Source organism: Schaalia odontolytica, from assembly GCF_031191545.1.
In the GTDB taxonomy this organism is placed as follows: domain Bacteria; phylum Actinomycetota; class Actinomycetes; order Actinomycetales; family Actinomycetaceae; genus Pauljensenia; species Pauljensenia odontolytica.
Genome location: NZ_CP133472.1, coordinates 1,233,625 through 1,250,291 on the forward strand (window position 1 = coordinate 1,233,625; position 16,667 = coordinate 1,250,291).

The 16,667-nt window shown below is 66.1% G+C and carries 13 protein-coding genes, 1 pseudogene and 1 riboswitch; of the genes and pseudogenes, 8 read left to right on the forward strand and 6 right to left on the reverse strand.

The window, feature by feature from the left end:
• Positions 1–661: 661 nt before the first annotated feature.
• The gene (locus tag RDV55_RS05290; protein WP_245907661.1) at positions 662–1,318 is read right to left on the reverse strand and encodes a DUF2218 domain-containing protein; all 657 of its coding nucleotides are present in this window, start codon (positions 1,316–1,318) and stop codon (positions 662–664) included.
• A gap of 160 nt (positions 1,319–1,478) precedes the next feature.
• On the opposite strand from RDV55_RS05290, the gene RDV55_RS05295 reads away from it, so the two are divergent.
• From RDV55_RS05295 to RDV55_RS05320, 6 genes are all read left to right on the forward strand, one after another.
• On the forward strand, positions 1,479–2,948 hold the full coding sequence (locus RDV55_RS05295; protein WP_111823334.1) for an amino acid permease: 1,470 nt from the start codon (positions 1,479–1,481) through the stop codon (positions 2,946–2,948).
• A gap of 28 nt (positions 2,949–2,976) precedes the next feature.
• Positions 2,977–3,079: riboswitch (TPP riboswitch) on the forward strand.
• Between the two features lie 31 nt (positions 3,080–3,110).
• Positions 3,111–3,710 (forward strand): ECF transporter S component, encoded by a 600-nt coding sequence (locus tag RDV55_RS05300; RefSeq protein WP_111823335.1) that lies wholly within the window; start codon positions 3,111–3,113, stop codon positions 3,708–3,710.
• Positions 3,703–6,141, forward strand: coding sequence for an ATP-binding cassette domain-containing protein (locus RDV55_RS05305; protein ID WP_111823527.1), 2,439 nt, complete (start codon positions 3,703–3,705; stop codon positions 6,139–6,141). Before RDV55_RS05300 ends, RDV55_RS05305 begins: the two co-directional genes overlap by 8 nt.
• Positions 6,138–6,731, forward strand: coding sequence for a nucleoside/nucleotide kinase family protein (locus RDV55_RS05310; protein ID WP_111823336.1), 594 nt, complete (start codon positions 6,138–6,140; stop codon positions 6,729–6,731). Before RDV55_RS05305 ends, RDV55_RS05310 begins: the two co-directional genes overlap by 4 nt.
• 4 nt (positions 6,732–6,735) lie before the next feature.
• On the forward strand, positions 6,736–8,259 hold the full coding sequence (locus RDV55_RS05315; protein WP_111823337.1) for a phospholipase D-like domain-containing protein: 1,524 nt from the start codon (positions 6,736–6,738) through the stop codon (positions 8,257–8,259).
• A complete protein-coding gene (locus tag RDV55_RS05320; protein WP_111823338.1) occupies positions 8,256–9,110 on the forward strand; it encodes a class I SAM-dependent methyltransferase in 855 nt (284 codons plus the stop codon). The genes RDV55_RS05315 and RDV55_RS05320 overlap by 4 nt, the downstream gene beginning before the upstream one ends.
• Before the next feature lie 20 nt (positions 9,111–9,130).
• Here the strand turns inward: RDV55_RS05320 and RDV55_RS05325 are convergent, their stop codons facing one another.
• From RDV55_RS05325 to RDV55_RS05345, 5 genes and pseudogenes are all read right to left on the reverse strand, one after another.
• A complete protein-coding gene (locus RDV55_RS05325) occupies positions 9,131–9,460 on the reverse strand; it encodes a DUF2185 domain-containing protein (RefSeq protein ID WP_111823339.1) in 330 nt (109 codons plus the stop codon).
• On the reverse strand, positions 9,457–10,011 hold the full coding sequence (locus RDV55_RS05330; RefSeq protein ID WP_111823528.1) for an ankyrin repeat domain-containing protein: 555 nt from the start codon (positions 10,009–10,011) through the stop codon (positions 9,457–9,459). Before RDV55_RS05330 ends, RDV55_RS05325 begins: the two co-directional genes overlap by 4 nt.
• 15 nt (positions 10,012–10,026) lie before the next feature.
• Positions 10,027–12,699: a putative T7SS-secreted protein gene (locus RDV55_RS05335; protein WP_342767277.1), complete on the reverse strand. Its 2,673-nt coding sequence runs from the start codon at positions 12,697–12,699 to the stop codon at positions 10,027–10,029.
• Between the two features lie 6 nt (positions 12,700–12,705).
• Positions 12,706–13,002 (reverse strand): hypothetical protein, encoded by a 297-nt coding sequence (locus RDV55_RS05340; RefSeq protein ID WP_245907662.1) that lies wholly within the window; start codon positions 13,000–13,002, stop codon positions 12,706–12,708.
• 88 nt (positions 13,003–13,090) lie between these two features.
• A pseudogene (locus RDV55_RS05345) lies at positions 13,091–13,225 on the reverse strand (cation diffusion facilitator family transporter); the annotation flags it as partial.
• Positions 13,226–13,269: 44 nt separating this feature from the next.
• Between RDV55_RS05345 and RDV55_RS05350 the strand changes: the two are divergent.
• Both RDV55_RS05350 and RDV55_RS05355 read left to right on the forward strand, forming a co-directional pair.
• Complete coding sequence (locus RDV55_RS05350) at positions 13,270–14,991, forward strand: alpha/beta hydrolase (protein WP_111823342.1); 1,722 nt, start codon at positions 13,270–13,272, stop codon at positions 14,989–14,991.
• Positions 14,992–15,150: 159 nt separating this feature from the next.
• Positions 15,151–16,662, forward strand: coding sequence for a S8 family serine peptidase (locus tag RDV55_RS05355; protein WP_111823343.1), 1,512 nt, complete (start codon positions 15,151–15,153; stop codon positions 16,660–16,662).
• Positions 16,663–16,667: the final 5 nt, after the last annotated feature.

Consider the following 16,667-nt stretch of genomic DNA (forward strand, 5'->3'; position numbering starts at 1 on the left):
GTAAGTAATGCACCCGATACGTAGGCAGTGCACCCTCTCTGTTCGGGTGTAGTGCCACGTAAGAGGTGTACTGCCCCGTAACGGGTGTAGTGCCACGTAAGGGGTGTACTGCCCTAACGGGTGTAGTGCCACGTAAGGGGTGTACTGCCCTAACGGGTGTAGTGCCACGTAACGGGTGTACTGCCCCGTAACGGGTGTAACGTCCAGGGCAGCAGTTGTGGCGCGCACCGAGTATGGGCCTCTTTTGGGGTGTTAGATCCTTGGAGAGGTGTGTCAAGTCCCGGGTTTTGTGTAGGGGTGGGTAACCCTTGCTCTTTGGTGTAAGGCGCGCCATTGATGAAGTGGCTGAGTGGCCGCGCGTACCGTCCGCACCGCAGATCGGAATTCAATGCCTGCTCCGCCGCCGGTGCTGTTGTGATCGTTGGTGAGGGTGCTGCACCCGATACGTAAGCAATGCACCCGATACGTAAGCAATGCACCCGATACGTAGGCAGTGCACCCTCTCTGTTCGGGTGTACTGCCCCGTAACGGGTGTACTGCCCCGTAACGGGTGTAACGTCCAGGGCAGCAGTTGTGGCGCGCACCGTGTGGGGTATGCGCAAACTTACGGCCCTGTTACGTACTTCCTATTTCCCCAGTCGTGCTATTGGTTACCCCAGTCCTACTTGTTGCCCGCCGCCTCGCGTGCCGCCTTCTTGGCGCGGGCGTGGGCCTCGACCTCTTCGGGGGTGAGGGGCCCCTGCGAGGTTCCCTCGGAGCCGTCGGCTCGGCGCCAGGAGATGGCCAGGGAGTCGCGCGCGCCAAAGCGCGCCAGGTGGATGCCGACGATGGATTCGAGGCGATCGGCGCGCTCGGGCAGTGTGCGCAGCTCAATACTCAGCGCCGACGCAGACGCGACCACGTCGAAGCGTCCCTGGACCGGACCCTCGCGGTCGAACAGCAGGTAGCCGGTGTCGGTGTGCCCGTCCCACGAACCTGTGATCTTGTGAGCCATGTGGGTGACCAGCTGCTTGCCGTAGCGCGACGCCCGATCCGTGGCGATGGTCGCCGTGGAGATCAGGGGGTACGAGGCCGGGGCAGTCGACCGCTGAGGCCCGCCCTGCGCCGTGGCGGAGATGCTTGCGTGAGGGGAGGCGGAAACGGCGGGGGATGCGGGGGCGGGAGCGTCGGATACTGCCTGGTGAGGCTCGCTCTTAGCCGTGGCGGGGACGCTTGTGTCCGTGGCGGGATTGCGCGGGGAAGCGGGGGAGTGGTGCGTGCCCTTGGGGGTCGTGGGTGCCCCGGTCTCTCGGGGCGATAACGTCTCATTCTGTGTCATAAGGTAAACCTAACTTGGTTGTGTTGTTGCTGCCATACGTGGCTCCAGATTCGTTCATGGGCTTAACCGTGCGGTAGCGTTGGATAGTCAAGCGCTTCATGTAAGCGCGCAAAGGTCGCGCAAAACGCCCTCGGGGCGCGACCTGGCGGAAAGGGAAACGATGACTAGTGAGCACGTTGAGACTGGTGAGCCCCAGCAGGGTGGCGAAAAACTTCAGCGCACGCTGAAGAACCGCCACATCCAGCTGATCGCCATCGGTGGCGCGATTGGCACGGGCCTGTTCATGGGCTCGGGTAAGACGATCTCCGTCGCGGGTCCCTCGATCCTGCTGGTGTACATGATCATCGGCGCCGTCTTATTCCTATTCATGCGCACCCTCGGCGAGCTGCTGCTCTCCGACCACAGGTACGCGACCTTCGCGGACATTGCCCGCGACCTCATCGGCCCGTGGGCCGGTTTCGTGACGGGGTGGACCTACTGGGCGTGCTGGGTTGTCACAGGAGTCGCCGACATGGTCGCAATTACGGGCTATGCGCGCTTCTGGTGGCCGGACCTGCCCGCCTGGATCCCCATCGGTGCCACGACGCTGTTGCTCTTCGCCCTCAACGCGATGACGGTCAAGGCGTTTGGCGAGACGGAGTTCTGGTTCGCCCTCATTAAGATCGTCGCGATCATCGCCCTGGTGGTCGTCGGTTTCGGCATGGTTGCCATGGGGACAGTCGACTCCGAAGGGACAGCGGCCGCGGTGTCGAACCTGTGGAGCCACGGAGGCTTCTTCCCGACCGGATTCACCGGCTTCCTCGGCGGCTTCCAGATCGCCCTCTTCGCCTTCATCGGCATCGAAATGGTCGGCACGACCGTCGCAGAGACCGACGACCCGGACAACACCCTGCCTAAGGCCGTCAACTCCATCCCCGTGCGCATCATGCTGTTCTACGTGGCGGCGCTCGCGGCCATCATGATGGTGACGCCGTGGGATCAGGTGAGCCCGGAGCGCTCCCCCTTCGTCACGATGTTCTCGTTGACCGGCCTGGGTGCCGCGGCCACGATCGTCAACCTGGTGGTCCTCTCCTCGGCGGCATCGAGCGCGAACTCGGGCATCTACTCCACGTCGCGCATGCTCTACGGCCTGGCCCGCCAGGAGCAGGCTCCCGGTGTCTTCGCCCGCCTGTCCAAGCACCACGTGCCCCTCAACGCACTGTTCCTGTCGTGCGTGTGCCTCCTGTCGGGCATCGTCATCATGGGGATGGGTGGCTCGATCTCTGAGGCCTTCACCCTGGTGACCTCCGTGTCAGCCACCCTCTTCATGGGCGTGTGGGTCGTCATCGTCGTGTCCTACCTCGTCTACCTGCGCAAGCGCCCGCAGCTGCACAAGTCTTCACGATTCAAGGCCCCGGGCGGCGCGCTCAGCGCGTGGGTTGTCCTGGTGTTCATGGGCTGCATGGGCATCATCCTGGCGGCCTGGGACGATACTCGCCCCGGCCTGGTCTACTCCCTAATCTGGATCGCGTTCATCGTGGGCGCGGCTTTCGCGAACCGCCACTTCCTCCTGCGCCGCGCGTCGCGTGGGGTTCTGGGTGATGGTGGAACGGGCGTCGGGCCACATACCGGCCCTCACCTGCATGAGTAGCGGAACACATAGTCAGTGACTATGCTTCCCATCGTGCCACGGGAGCTCGACGCGAGCTGAGAGGGGAACATCCCCCGACCGTAGAACCTGATCCGGATCATACCGGCGTAGGAAGGCTCTTCCCTCGTGGCCGCCGTGCAACACGAAGGGAGTTTTACTCGCATGGCCTCCACTGCCCCTTCCCTCCGCTGGAGGGTTATTGACATCGTCACTGCCGCCATCTTGGGTGTCGCGTGTGGTCTCATTTTCGTCGTGTGGAACCAGGTCGGTGGTGCAGCCTATGAGATCCTCAAGGCCATCGCTCCCGGTCTGGGCGGCCTGGCGACTGGCATCTGGCTGCTGGGCGGCACGCTCGGCGGCTACATCATCCGTAAGCCCGGCGCGGCGCTCTTTGTCGAGCTGCTGGCCTCGATCGTTTCTACCGCCCTGGGTTCCCAGTGGGCCATCGAGACGATCTACTCGGGCCTGGCGCAGGGCCTCGGTGCTGAGATCGTCTTCGCCATCGTCGCCTACCGTCGCTTCAACGTGTGGGTGGCTTCGGCTGCGGGCGCGCTGGCTTTCGCGGTCGAATGGGTCCTCGAGCTCATCGTGTTCGGCAACATCGAGAAGGGCGCGTTCTACAACGCGTGCTACCTGCTCTTCGGCGTCCTGTCCGGCATTGTCCTGGCGGGAGTGCTCGCGTGGGCGCTGACGAGCGCGCTGGCGAAGACGGGAGCCCTGGACCGCTTCGCTTCCGGCCGTGGAGCGCGCGAGCTTGTCTGATTTCCGCTCCAAGGACGAGGCCCACTCCGCCTCCACCACGCCCGCGTCCTTCCCCGGTGCCTCGGTTGCGCCGGGTGAGGGGGCGGGCGCGCGCGTGTGCGCGCGCGGCTGGGGGTGGCGTCACGCTGGACGCAAGAAAGCCGCGCTGGCCGATGTTGATCTTGATATCGCGCCGGGCGAGCGCGTGCTCGTGTTGGGCCCGTCCGGGTCGGGTAAGTCGACGCTCATGGGCGGTTTGGCCGGCCTGTTGGGCGGCGCCGAGGAGGGCGAGGCCACCGGCACGCTCACCGTCGACGGCGTTGCCCCGGCGCAGGCCAGGGGTCGCGTAGGCCTGCTCATGCAGGATCCCGAGGCCCAGGTGGTCCTCGCCCGCGTGGGCGACGACGTGGCCTTCGGCATGGAAAACATGGGGGTTGCGCGCGAGGAGATCTGGCCTCGAGTGGAGGAATCCCTCGAGGCCGTGGGCCTGAGCGTTCCCCTGGATCATTCGACGACGGAGCTGTCGGGCGGGCAGAAGCAGCGCCTGGCCCTGGCGTCGATTCTCGCCATGGGCCCGGGTTTGCTGCTCCTGGATGAGCCGACCGCGAACCTGGACCCGAGCGGCGTCGCCGAGGTGCGCGCCGCCGTCGAGGCGGTCGTCGAGCGAACGGGCGCGACGATGGTCGTCGTCGAGCATCGCGTGGACGTGTGGGCCTCGCTCGTGGATCGCGTCATCGTGGTCGCGGACGGTACGATCGCCGCCGACGGCCCGCTCGATGAGGTCCTTGAGAAGCAGGGCGACGCCCTGCGCGAGCGCGGCATTTGGCTGCCCGGCGACGATGTTGCAGCCGAGGTCGGCGCCGCGCCCGAGGTGTCCCCGGCCTCGTCCGAGGAGGCTCCTATCGCCCGTGTCGCAGACCTGACGATCGGCTACGACGCTGAGGCCCCCGCGCGAGAAGGCATCGACCTGACGATCGAGCGCGGTGTTTCCACCTGTATCGTTGGCGCGAACGGGGCCGGAAAGTCGACCTTCGCGCTGACGCTGGCGGGCCTCCTGCCGCCCATCGCGGGCACAGTCGAGGTTGAGACCTCTGACGGCACGCGCGGCGACCCGCACGAGTGGCCGAGCAAGCAGCTCCTGGGACGCATGTCGATGGTCTTCCAGGAGCCCGAGTATCAGTTCCTGGCCTCCACCGTGGCCGAAGAACTTGCGATTGGCCCGCGCGCCGTCGGCATGAGCGAGGAGGAGATCGCTCCCCTCGTCGACGAGCACCTTGAGGCCCTGGGCCTGACTAAACTTGCGCGCGCCAACCCCATGACGCTGTCCGGCGGCGAGAAGCGCCGCCTGTCCGTGGCGACCGCGCTCATCAGCGCCCCCGAGCTGCTGATCCTGGATGAGCCGACCTTCGGCCAGGACCGAGGCACGTGGCTGGGCCTCGTGCGCCTGCTGCGCAGTGCCCTCGATCGCGGCGTCACCCTGGTGTCGATCACGCACGACCCCGCGTTCGTGGCCGCGATGGGCCAGCGCGTCATCGACCTCGGGCGGGTCGGCGCTCGCGGCGCGGCGCTCGCGGCTCGCACCGACGAGGCCGAGGCCACCTCGCCGGATCGCGCTGACTCGGAGGGGCCACGGGTTGAACGCAAGGAGAGCGCCGCTTCCTCGCGCGGCGCACGGGCCGGTGAGCGGCGCGGCATGCGAGGATTGCTCGCCCGGACCAACCCCGTTGCCCGCGTGCTTGCGCTCTTCGTGGCGACCACGCCGCTGCTGGCGACGATTGACCCGGTGAGCGCGGGCGTGGCCCTTGCTCTCGAACTCGCTCTGATGCCCCTGTCGGGCGTGTCAGCGCGCAGCTTCTTCCTGAAGGCGACGCCGCTCCTGGTGGCCGCGCCGCTGGGCGCGCTGTCCATGCTCCTGTACGCGGTTCCCGGTGGAACCGTCTACTGGCAACTCGGCCCGGCCGCGATCTCGGAGCATTCCATCTGGCTGGCTATCGGCATCGGCATCCGCATGTGCGCGATTGTCATCCCGGCGATCGCCCTGCTTGACCGCATCGACCCCACCGACATGGGTGACGGCCTCGCGCAGATCGTGCGTCTGCCAGCCCGCCCCGTGCTGGCCTCGCTGGCGGGCGCGCGCATGACGGCACTCATGGCGGCCGACTGGAAGGCGCTTGAGCGGGCGCGGCGTGCCCGAGGCGTGGGCGACGCATCGCGCATTCGTTCCTTCCTGCGAGGTTCCTTCTCACTGCTCGTGTTCGCTCTGCGGCGTTCCGGCAAGCTGGCCACAACCATGGAGGCCAGGGGCTTCGGCGCGGAGGGCACGCGCACGTGGGCGCGCGTCTCGCGCCTGCGCGTCTCGGACGCGGTCCTCATGGCTGTTGCCGTCGCCCTGCCCGCGATCGCGCTGGCCGCGAGCGTCTGGGCGGGCACCTTCGCCCTGGTGGGTCGATGAGCCACCTGACCTGGGAGGATGGGTGCGCCGGTGAGGGGCGTCTGGTCACCGTCCCCGTGACGGCGGGCCCCGAGGAGGCCGCCCGTGACCTCGCGCCGCACCTGCGCGCTGTGGCGGGGGAGTGTGCCACGGCCTCGTTCGGGGAAGCGCGGGAGGGGCGCGGCATGCCCGTCGTCACGATCGACGGCTACTCGGGCTCCGGGAAGTCCACGCTGGCTGCCGCCCTTGAGAGCTTGCTGGATGGCTGGCAGGTCCTCCACCTTGACGATTGGTACCCCGGGTGGGACGGGCTGGCCGAAGGCGCTCGCGTCGCGCGGCGAATCGCCGACGATGTGCGGGGAGGGCGAGCCTCCTACTACGAGGCATGGGACTGGGAGGCGGATGCGCCCGGAGCTACCGTCCGCGTCCCCCTCGCCCCGACGATCATCGAGGGGTGCGGTGCCATCGAGGCCGAGGCCGACCTCGCCATCTGGATCACAGACCCCGGGGAGGACGAGCGGCGCGCCCGGGCGCTCGCCCGAGACGGACAAACCTATGCGCCTTACTGGCAGCGGTGGGCCTACCAGGATCTGGGGCGCCCGGTAAAATAGGCGCATGATGCCGCCACACCCTGAAACGCCGCTGTGGGCGTGGCTCCTCTTAGGGGCCCTCGAGTTCGCCATCCGCGCTGTCGCCCTGGGCGTCGTGCCGAAGCACCGCCGCGCCTCGACCTCGACCGCGTGGCTGCTTCTGATCTTCCTGTGGCCCCTCGTGGGCGTGCCGCTCTACTTCATCTTTGGTTCGTGGTGGGCGATGGGGCGCCGACTGGACGATGATCCGGAGGCCCGCCAGCTCGTCGACGCCATCGTGGCCGCCTCGACCGCGTCCGAACCCGTGTCCTACCAGGTACCGGATGCTCCCGACGGCTTGCCCGCAGGCTCTGACGACGACACTGCGTCGATCATGCGCCTGTCGGGAAACCTGAGCGGTTTCCCCGCATCGGTGGGACGGGTCGGACAGCTCTACAATGACACCGCCGACACGTTCCGGGCGATGGCCGCCAGCGTAGATACGGCCACGCATCACGTGAACCTCCTGTACTACCAGACGTCCTGGGACGAGTACACGGCCCCCTTGTATGAGGCCCTCGAGCGCGCGGCGGCTCGTGGCGTCACCGTGCGCCTCCTCGTCGACCACCACGGCATGCGCACGATCCCCGGCTACAAGGATTTCCGTCGACGCCTGGGCACCAGTGGTATCGAGTGGCACGAGATGCTGCCCTTTGCGCCGCTGCGTGGGCAGATCCGACGTCCCGACCTGCGCAACCACCGCAAGATCCTGGTTGTCGACGGTCGCGAGGCCTACGTGGGTTCCCACAACCTCGTGGCCCCCGACTACGACACTCCCTCGTACGCGAAGGCCGGCATGCTCTACGACGACACGAGCGTGTCCGTCACCGGCCCGATCGTCGCCCAGGTCCAGGCGGTCTTCGCCGTGGACTGGTACTACGCGTGCAAGGAGATCCTCACCGTCGACGTCCTCACCCCACCCGCCGCGCAGGTGGCCGCCGAGGGTGAGGACGAGCAGGCCTCGGCGATGCAGATTATCCCGTCCGGTCCCGCGTTCACGGGAGAGCCGAACCTGCGCGCCTTCGTCCACATGATTTCGTTGGCGCGCACGCACGTGTCGATCACGAGCCCCTACTTCATCCCGGACGAGGCGCTCATGACCGCCCTGACGAACGCGGCGCTGTCGGGCGTGGAGGTCGAGCTTTTCGTCTCCGAGCAATTCGACCAGTTCCTGGTCGGCCACGCGCAGCGCTCGTACTATGGGCCGCTGCTCAAGGCGGGCGTGCGCATCCACCTGTACCGCAAGCCGCGGATGCTGCACTCCAAGTACATGATCGTCGACGGCAGCCTGTGCTTCATTGGATCGTCCAACATGGATGTGCGCTCCTTCGGACTCAACTACGAGATCGTGCTCGTCGCCGACAGCTCGCGCCTGGTGGAGATGCTGCATGGCAACGACGAGCGCACACGTCAGCAGTCGCGCGAACTGACCTACGAGGAGTGGCGCGGCCAGCCGTGGCACGTCCACTACGTCGACAACGTGTGCCGTCTGGGGAGTTCGCTCCTGTGAGCGCTCCCGACAACGAGGCTGTGGCGGGGCGCGCGGCCACCACTCATTCGTGTCCTCAGTACGGGGATCGTGACACGATATCGAACGGCGTGTCCGATTCCCTCGATGTGAACCCCTTCGTCGGGGAGGGGGGCGCCTACGACTCGGTGCGCCCCGCCTACCCGGACGAGGCCGTGGCCGCGTTGATCGATGCCGCGCGGCGCGGGCGGGGGGTGAATGCTCCGGGGCAGGGCAGCCCTCTGCGTGCCGCCGACATCGGTGCGGGCACCGGAAAGATGAGCGAGCTCCTGGCTCGCGGCGGTCTCCTCGTGGACGCGGTCGAGCCCTCCGAGGCGATGCGCGCTCAGGCCTCGTCTGTCGAAGGTGTGAGGTGGCACGACGGTGTCGGGGAAGACACGGGGTTACCGAACGGCCTGTATGACATCGTTGTGTTTGCCCAGTCCTGGCATTGGATGGATTCTGAGCGTGCGGGCCTCGAGGCGGCCCGGGTCCTCGCGCCCGGAGGCATGCTCGCGATCGTGTGGAATCAGATGGCCGTGTCGATCTCGTGGGTGCATCGCCTCACCCGCATCATGCGCTCGGGCGACGTGCACCGCCCCGACAGGCCGCCCACGCCGGGCGGGGGCTTCGCCCCGATGACCCTCACCCAGGTCGCGTGGGAGGACCGGATGACCCCCGAGGAGATCCTCACCCTGGGCACGACCCGTTCCTCGTATATCCGTTCGTCGGAGGCGGGGCGTGCGCGCATGCAGGAGAACCTGCGCTGGTACCTCTACGAGCACCTCGGCTACGCGCCGGGGGAGCAGGTCGCTATCCCGTATGCGACGCTCGTCTGGCTCACCCATCTGTGAGGGTGGGGCCGCTGCGTGGGTTAGCGGAAGGAAATCTCCTTCTTGGTCTTGTTATCGAACCATCGCCGACGTCCGTCGGGCTCGACGACGAGTTGAATGTCGGAGCCGATCGGCAGGTCGTAGATACCGATGCAGGCGGGCTCAATGTCGCACAGCTCGTTAAAGTCAACGACGGTCATGTTCTTAGGATCGTCCAGGTACTCGGCGGTGTCGCGGTCGGACAGGACGCGCCAGCCGGAGTCCTGAGGGGCGAAGGGGTCCTCGCGGGTCAGCCACTTGATGTTGCCTGTGCGCTCAACAATCTTGCGAGAGACGATGGCCGCGCCGGCGTTGTTAATGAATGTGGTCATGCGTGTTCCTTTGTGTGTTTCTCGCTTCCGGCCGCGAGGTAGCGTGCAATGCGATCAGCCAAGGCCTGGCGATGGGGCCAACGGCGAGCGACGTCGTACATGGTGTCGTGTGAGCCCGTCAGCTCGATGTCGAAACCGGGGTCGGGAGACGCGAAGACGAGGTCGTACAGGGGGGTGAGCTCTTCGTCGGAGTACTCCTGCGTGGAGATCAGGTGAACGAGGGGGATACACCCGTTCTTGTCCGGTTGACCGAGCGCTACGCCTCGATCCAGGAGGCGGCGGCATAGCGCGACGTCCCGGTCGACGTCGCGCGCGCCTTGCGCGAAGAGAATATGGAACGGGTTCGTTCCGTCCGTGGTGCCGGCATCGAGAACGCAATCGTGGTCTAGCAGGAAGTCGCACAACGGGTAACGCTGCGCGGGATCGGTGTTGCTGAGCGCCTCGATGAAGAGGCTCTTGCCCCACCGCACGCGCTTTTCGTCCCCGTCGGCAAACAGCGCCTTGAATTGATCGAAGGTTCCCCTGTGCGCGACCGCAAAGATAGACGTCATCAGCGATTCCACCCGCTATTCATCGATATGAGCCCTGTTTCTCGATGAAAACTCGACTCGATAGTTCTTTGGATCATTATACCAATCGAGAAATTGCTGTGGCGTCATCTCGCCATTGACATACGATCTCCATACGTCACTGTACTTGTGACCGGGCTTATGCCCCATGTCCCAGATGCCCGCTCGGGGCTGGCCCGGCTGCCAATCGACCGGTTTGCCGCGCCAGTCACGCAAAACGCCGTCGGCATCGGTGAATGCCTCTCTGACCTTGTCCACAATCCCCTTGCGGAATGAGGGTCTATTCTTCGGGTTCAGGTACGGTCGCGGATCGGAGGGATCAATGTGGGGGATCCCGTCCTCATCAACATACGTTCCCCAGTTATGATCCGGGTCTCCGGAATGTGGGTTGCGCTTTGTCTCGTCAGTACCTTCCTCGGATTTGATTTCCTGTGATTCTTCTCCGTTCTTGTCGGTGACGGTACTGTTGTCAGACTCTGCGCCACTGTTGTCGTCATCGGACTTGTGCGTGTCGGACTCGTCCTTGGTGGACTTGGTGTCGGCGTCGTCGGCGTCCTTGGGGTGCTCGGTGTCGCCGTCGTGGTGTGCGGCGTCGTCTTCCTTGTGGGACTTGTCCGACGTGGGCTTGTCGGCCTCGGTCTTGTCACCGTTGCGCGCCGAATCAGCAGCGTCGTCGGCCTTGCCGTCGGCAGAGTGGTCCTTCGCCTTCGGGTCAGCGTCCGCGTGCTCCGCGGAATCATGCCCATGCTGAGCGTCGGCATCGGCCTTACCGGAGCCACTTGCGTCGCCGGAGCCGTGGCCAGCCTTGCTGGCGTCGGCGGTCTCATCCGCGTGGGTGGTGGGCATGTCTGCCGCAGCCTTTCCACTATACGGCTGTTTGTCGCCGCCGCCCAGGAGTTCTTCGAAGGTTGGTTGCTTCTTGGGTGTGGTGGGGGCGTCGGGTGTGCTGGTTGCGCTGTTGGTAGTGCTGCCAGCTCCGTGGGTGCCGGTGGTGCCAGCTCCGTGGGTCCCGGTGGTAGGAGCACCGGTCGCGGGAGCACCGTGGGAGACAGTCGCAGGAGCACCGGTCGTGGGTGTGTTGGTCGCACCGTTGGTAGTGCTGCCAGCTCCGTGGGTGGCGCCGCCGGTATCCGCATTCATGAATGCGTTGTTGTGAGCGCCGTGAGACGCGCTGGGTGCAGTGTTGGCGGGGGTCGTGTGCCCGCCGGTGCCGGCATCGCCAGCTCCGGACGCGTGAGGCGTCACTGCGGGCTGGGCCGCACTTGACACACCGTTGGAGCGGTGGCCCGGATCCGTGGGCGGAAGAGCCGAATCCTTCACACCCGCACCACCGCGCGAGGCATGGCTAGCGTTGCCCGCGGTGTCTGCGGCGTCGCTGACTCCATGGGAGGTGCTACCAGCACCGGGGGCTGTGTGTCCTGCACTGCTGGCGCTGCTGGCGATACCTCCGCCGCCGGAAGCGGCGTGGTTGGCGTTGCCGGCAGCATCGGCTGCCCCGCTGGCGGCGTGCGCGGCGCCGCTGGTGTCCCCGATGGCCCCGCCAGCCCTCGCGGCGCGGCTGGCGTCGGTGGCCTGGTCCACGGCGTTGGCCGCGCGTTCGGCGGCGCGAGCAGCGTCGTTGGCGCTCAGCTTTCCGACCAGGTTCCTACCTAGGTTACGCAAAGAACTGACATCGTCGGGGCTGATGGGCAGGATAGCCTTGAAGACTTCTTTACCGATGCGCAGAGCGCGAGCGGTGCCGGTCAGGGCCTTCTCGCCGGCAGACACGCCGGCGCTGCCACCCATCGTCGCAACTGCGAGGATCACGTCGGGCAGGAGGTGACCGATGGCGCGCCCGGGATCGTCGGTCCACGTATCCCAGTCGATCAGCGACTTGCCGACAGCCGTCATAAAGCCCACGGGATCGTTCCATAGCGCCTTCGCCATGGCCGCCAACGTCTCGGCGGGGATCTCTTGATGCTTGATGTTGTACTCATCCAAGGTCATCTGACCCATGAGCATGCGGCCGAAGTCCCAGACGCCTTCGCCGCCGCTGAGCTTCCACACCAGTTTGAGCAGTTCGACAACGGCCTCGAAGGCACCGCCCAGGATCGAGCCGACCGTGCGGGTGACCGCGTCCCACCACGTGCGCTCGGGCAGCTTCGCAATACCCGCATTCAGGGCGGTAATCAGCAGGTCGCCGGCCTCGTTGACCTGATCGACCAGCGTCTGGAAATCAGCGACCGCGGCCGCCATGGCTGAGCGGCCCGGACCCTCATCACAGGAGGCATCAAACGCGGGCGTGCCGCCGTCCGCTGCGGCCTGGCTGCGCGCATCAGCCTGATTGTTCTGCGCCTGCTGGACCGCGTCGCGGCCAGCCTTCCAACGCGAACGAATCCCATCACACTGGCTCTGCGCCGACGCCAGCGCCGTCGCGTACGAGTTATAGGCCTCAGACGCCGACGAGAACGCCTCCTGGGCGTCCACCCAGCCCTTGATCTGCACATCGAACTTGGAGCGGAAATGATCCGCTGCGCGACCTTCCCACCCATCAGCTTTGAGGGACGACAAACCGGAATGAATATTGCCGAACTCATTGGCCCGGTCCATCATCACCGCGGCGCGCGTGGAAATACCACCAGGATCTCCACCGATCTTAAAAACCGGTGCACCATGGGCAACAACACCCACGCCCGATCACGCTCCCGAACCAACGACGGGAGACTGGCTCAGCGCCTCAGCAGCCGTCTGAACTGTCGTCATGTGCTCTTTAGCCTTCTCCATGTACTCGCTATAAGCACCCAGAGCACCACTGACCGCACTGGAGGCAGCCTTAATCTCCTCACGCAAGTCGTTCGTGCCCTTTTCCCACGTATCCTGGAACGCGTTCGTGCGATCCCACACCTCAGGATTCTCCAGCATCCCCGAGTTGGGAACCCAATCCTCCACGTCATACTCCTTGGCCTTCTCCTCAAAGGAAGACAAGGACTCCACGAATTCCCAGGAGTAAAACCAACATCCGCACTCACGCACACAAGCTACAATGCGGCTGACCGTCCGTCATATGCAGCAGTTGCCCCAGCTAATGCTCCAAATGCTCATGACCAGCATGCCGCCCACATTCAAGCTGGAACGTCGAATGCACGATAGGGAAATGATGGCACGCGCATTCACCGAGTTCGTGGACGATGCGGTCGCGTGTGGGGACGTCGGCCTCGTACCCCTCCTGAACGGCGTGGCTGCGCCTGGCACAATGGGGCCATGGGTTTGTCATTCCTGGGAGTGATCGCGGCGCTCGCCATGTATGCGGTGAGCGTTGCTCCCTCACTCATGGCCCGCTCCTGGGCGTGGCATGCGGTCGCCTCGGGCGTTCTCGTGTCCTGCGGCTACGTCGCCGGCGTCGTGGTTCAGAATGTGGGGGCCCGCGTCATTCGGATGACGAGTTTGACGATCCGCGCCTCCGAACCCGTCGAGATCGGCTTCCGCGTGTGCATCGCCGCGCTCTTCGCGATCTGGTGGCTCTATGCCGTCATTCAGTCCTATCGCCGGGCCCGTATCGCCGCAAAGCTCGTGAACATGCCGGGTGAGACCTTCGGCGAGTACCTCCTGGGCACGGCCGGCACGGTCGTCATTTCCTGGTGCCTCATCGCGATCGTCGGGGCCCTGAACCGGCTGGGGCGCATGCTCGTCTCCGCGCTCGACGACTACATGCCGCGCCCGGTAGCGATCCTCGTGGGTGTCGCCATTGTCTGCGCCCTCGTGTTCTTCCTGACGTCGAACGTTCTCCTGCGCGGCGGCATCGGCTTCTTCCGCCACCACGCCGAGCGCATGAACACGCGCACCGCCCGCGGCATCTACAAGCCCTTTGTGCCCGAGCGCTCCGCGTCCCCGGCCTCGCCCGTCACCTGGGAGTCCGTGGGCGGCCAGGGGCGTGTCTTCCTGGGCCGCGGCCCCTCGCGCCTCGACATCGCGCAGGTCTGCGGCGGTGAGGCCATGGAACCGATCCGCGTCTACTCCGGCATGCCCAGGGGTGGGTCGGGCATCGAGCAAGCCGCGGCCACGGTCGTCGCCGAGCTGCGCCGCACTGGCGCCTTCGACCGCGCCGTCATCCTCATCGCGGCCTCGACCGGCTCCGGCTGGGTCGACGAGTGGCAGGTCCAGCCCCTCGAATACCTCACGCGCGGCAACTGCGCGACCGCTTCGCTCCAGTACTCCTACGTGCCCTCGGCCCTGAACTGGCTAACGGGCCTCGAGCCCGCGCAGGAGGCCTCGGCCGCGCTGTTTCGGGCCGTTCGTGCCGAGCTCGACACGATGGACGAGGCCGAGCGACCCGCGCTCTTCGTGTGCGGAGAGTCCCTGGGTGCCTTCGCGTCCCAGTCGGTGTTCTCCTCGGTCGAGGACGTGCTCTCCCGGGTGGATGGCGCCCTGTGGGTGGGCACCCCCGCCTTCACGCCCATGCACCGCGAGCTGACGGCAGCCCGCCACAAGGGCAGCCCCGAGGTGGCGCCCGTCGTCTACAACGGGCGGCGCGTGCGCTTCGTCAACGAGCCTTCGGACCTGCGTACCGACCTGTACGGGCGAGAGCTCGGGCCGTGGGGCTTCCCGCGCCTGGTCTATGCGCAGCATGCCTCCGATCCGGTCGTGTGGTGGAACAACAAGCTCCTGTGGAAGCAGCCCGACTGGCTGCGCGAACGCGCGGGGCGCGACGTGTCGCCCTTCGTGGAGTTCACGCGCTTCGTCACCTACATTCAGGTTCTCGCCGACCTGCCGGTCGCCGGCACGGCGCCCGGCGGTCACGGTCACACGTACAACGAGGAGCTGATCCCCCTGTGGCGGGCGATCCTCGGCTTCGATCGGATCTTCGATGAGGCTCCCACCCACCCGCGCTTAGCCACCCTGGATGGGCAGTGGGTGGACGAGGACATGATCGAGCGCATCGGCATCGTCGTGCGGGCGAACCTGGAGCTGTCGGATCGCCAATAGCCTGTCACTGACCGACTGGTTACTCTGCAAACGCGGGTGTGGAATACAAGGGATCGTTTTGTCATAATGACCTTTGGTCGCTACTCTTAGCCTGTTCCAATCCCTCAAGGGCGAGAATTTCTGACGCTCGCCTGCCAAATTCATACACGGTGGAAGAATATGAAGCGTTCGCGCCTTGCAGTGCTCTCCCTCGCTGCCACCCTTGGGATCGCGGTCGTCGCTCCCCAAGCATTCGCCGACCCTGCTGGCACTCCCGGCTCGGCTCCGGCCTCGCCCCCCTCATCGAATGCCGGAAAGCCGCTGGACCCCGAACTCACCTCGAAGTCACAGTATGACGCGGGCGGGGCGACGACGCCGACCGGTGACCTGCTACCCGACGATGAGTCACACCAGCCCGTCACGGTCATCGTGGAACTTGAGGAAGGCGACGCGGGGGTTGCGTGGTACCGTCGCGCGCTGTCAGCCGATGCCAAGCGCGCGGCCGTCAAGGAGCGTATTCGCACGGCCGTGGAGGCCGCAGTTCCCGGCCAGGTCACCTCTGGCGGCGGTCCTGTGACCGAGGTTGAGGACTACGAGCACGTGATGGAGGGCTTCGCAATCGAGGTCCCTGCGGGAGCGGTCGAAGCGGTCCGCGGCGTCGAGGGCGTCAAGCGCGCTTTCGTCGAGCAGACGGTCACTCCCTCGTGGGAAGAGGGGTACTCCGCGCCCCAGAACCAGTACTCGCTGGACATGACGGGGGTGGACCGCATCAGCCAGAAGGGTGATGGGACGACCATCGCGATCATCGACACGGGCTTCGACACGACCCACGAGGCATTCTCGGGGGCGCTTGACGAATCGACTGTCGCCTACACCTACGACTCGATCTCCTCGGCCAGGCGAGGCCTGAGCTCGGGCTGGGCGGGTGCCTACGTGTCCTCGAAGATCCCCTTCGCCTACGACTACGGCGATGGAGACTCCGACGTCATCCCGCACACTTCCCACAACATGTCCCACGGCACGCACGTGGCGGGCATTGCGGCCGCGAATGGCGGAGCGATCCTGGGGTCCGCTCCCGGCGCGCAGCTGCTGCTCATGAAGGCCGGAATCGACGCCACGGGAGGCCTGTCCGATTCGGCGATCTTTGCCGCCCTCGACGACTGCGCGGTCCTCAAGCCCGACGTCGTCAACATGTCCTTCGGATACGCGGGTGGTGCCTCCGAGGCCCGCGACGACGTCTACGGGTCCGTCTACTACCGCCTGGCCGAGCAGGGCATCATGCTCAACGTTGCGGGCGGTAACTTCGGCGCTGCCTCCCAGGGCAACACCAGCGGATGGGGCCTACCCTACGCATCCGACCCCGATTCATCGACGGTCGCCCAGCCCTCCACCTACACCGCGTCCCTGTCGGTCGCCTCAGTCGATAACGCTAACGGGTGGGGTCCTTCCACCTACAAAGCGTCGAGCTTCTCCTCCTGGGGCGTGGCCCCCAACCTGACCCTCAAGCCCGAGATCGCCGCCCCCGGCGGGTACATCTGGTCGGCGCTTCCGGGCGGCACCTACGGCTACTCCTCCGGCACATCCATGGCGACCCCCTACCTGGCGGGCATGGCCGCTGACATCAAGCAGCGCGTCGAGTCCGACCCCGGTTTCGCCTACATGACCGAGGCCGAAAAGACGGGCGTCGTCTAGAACCT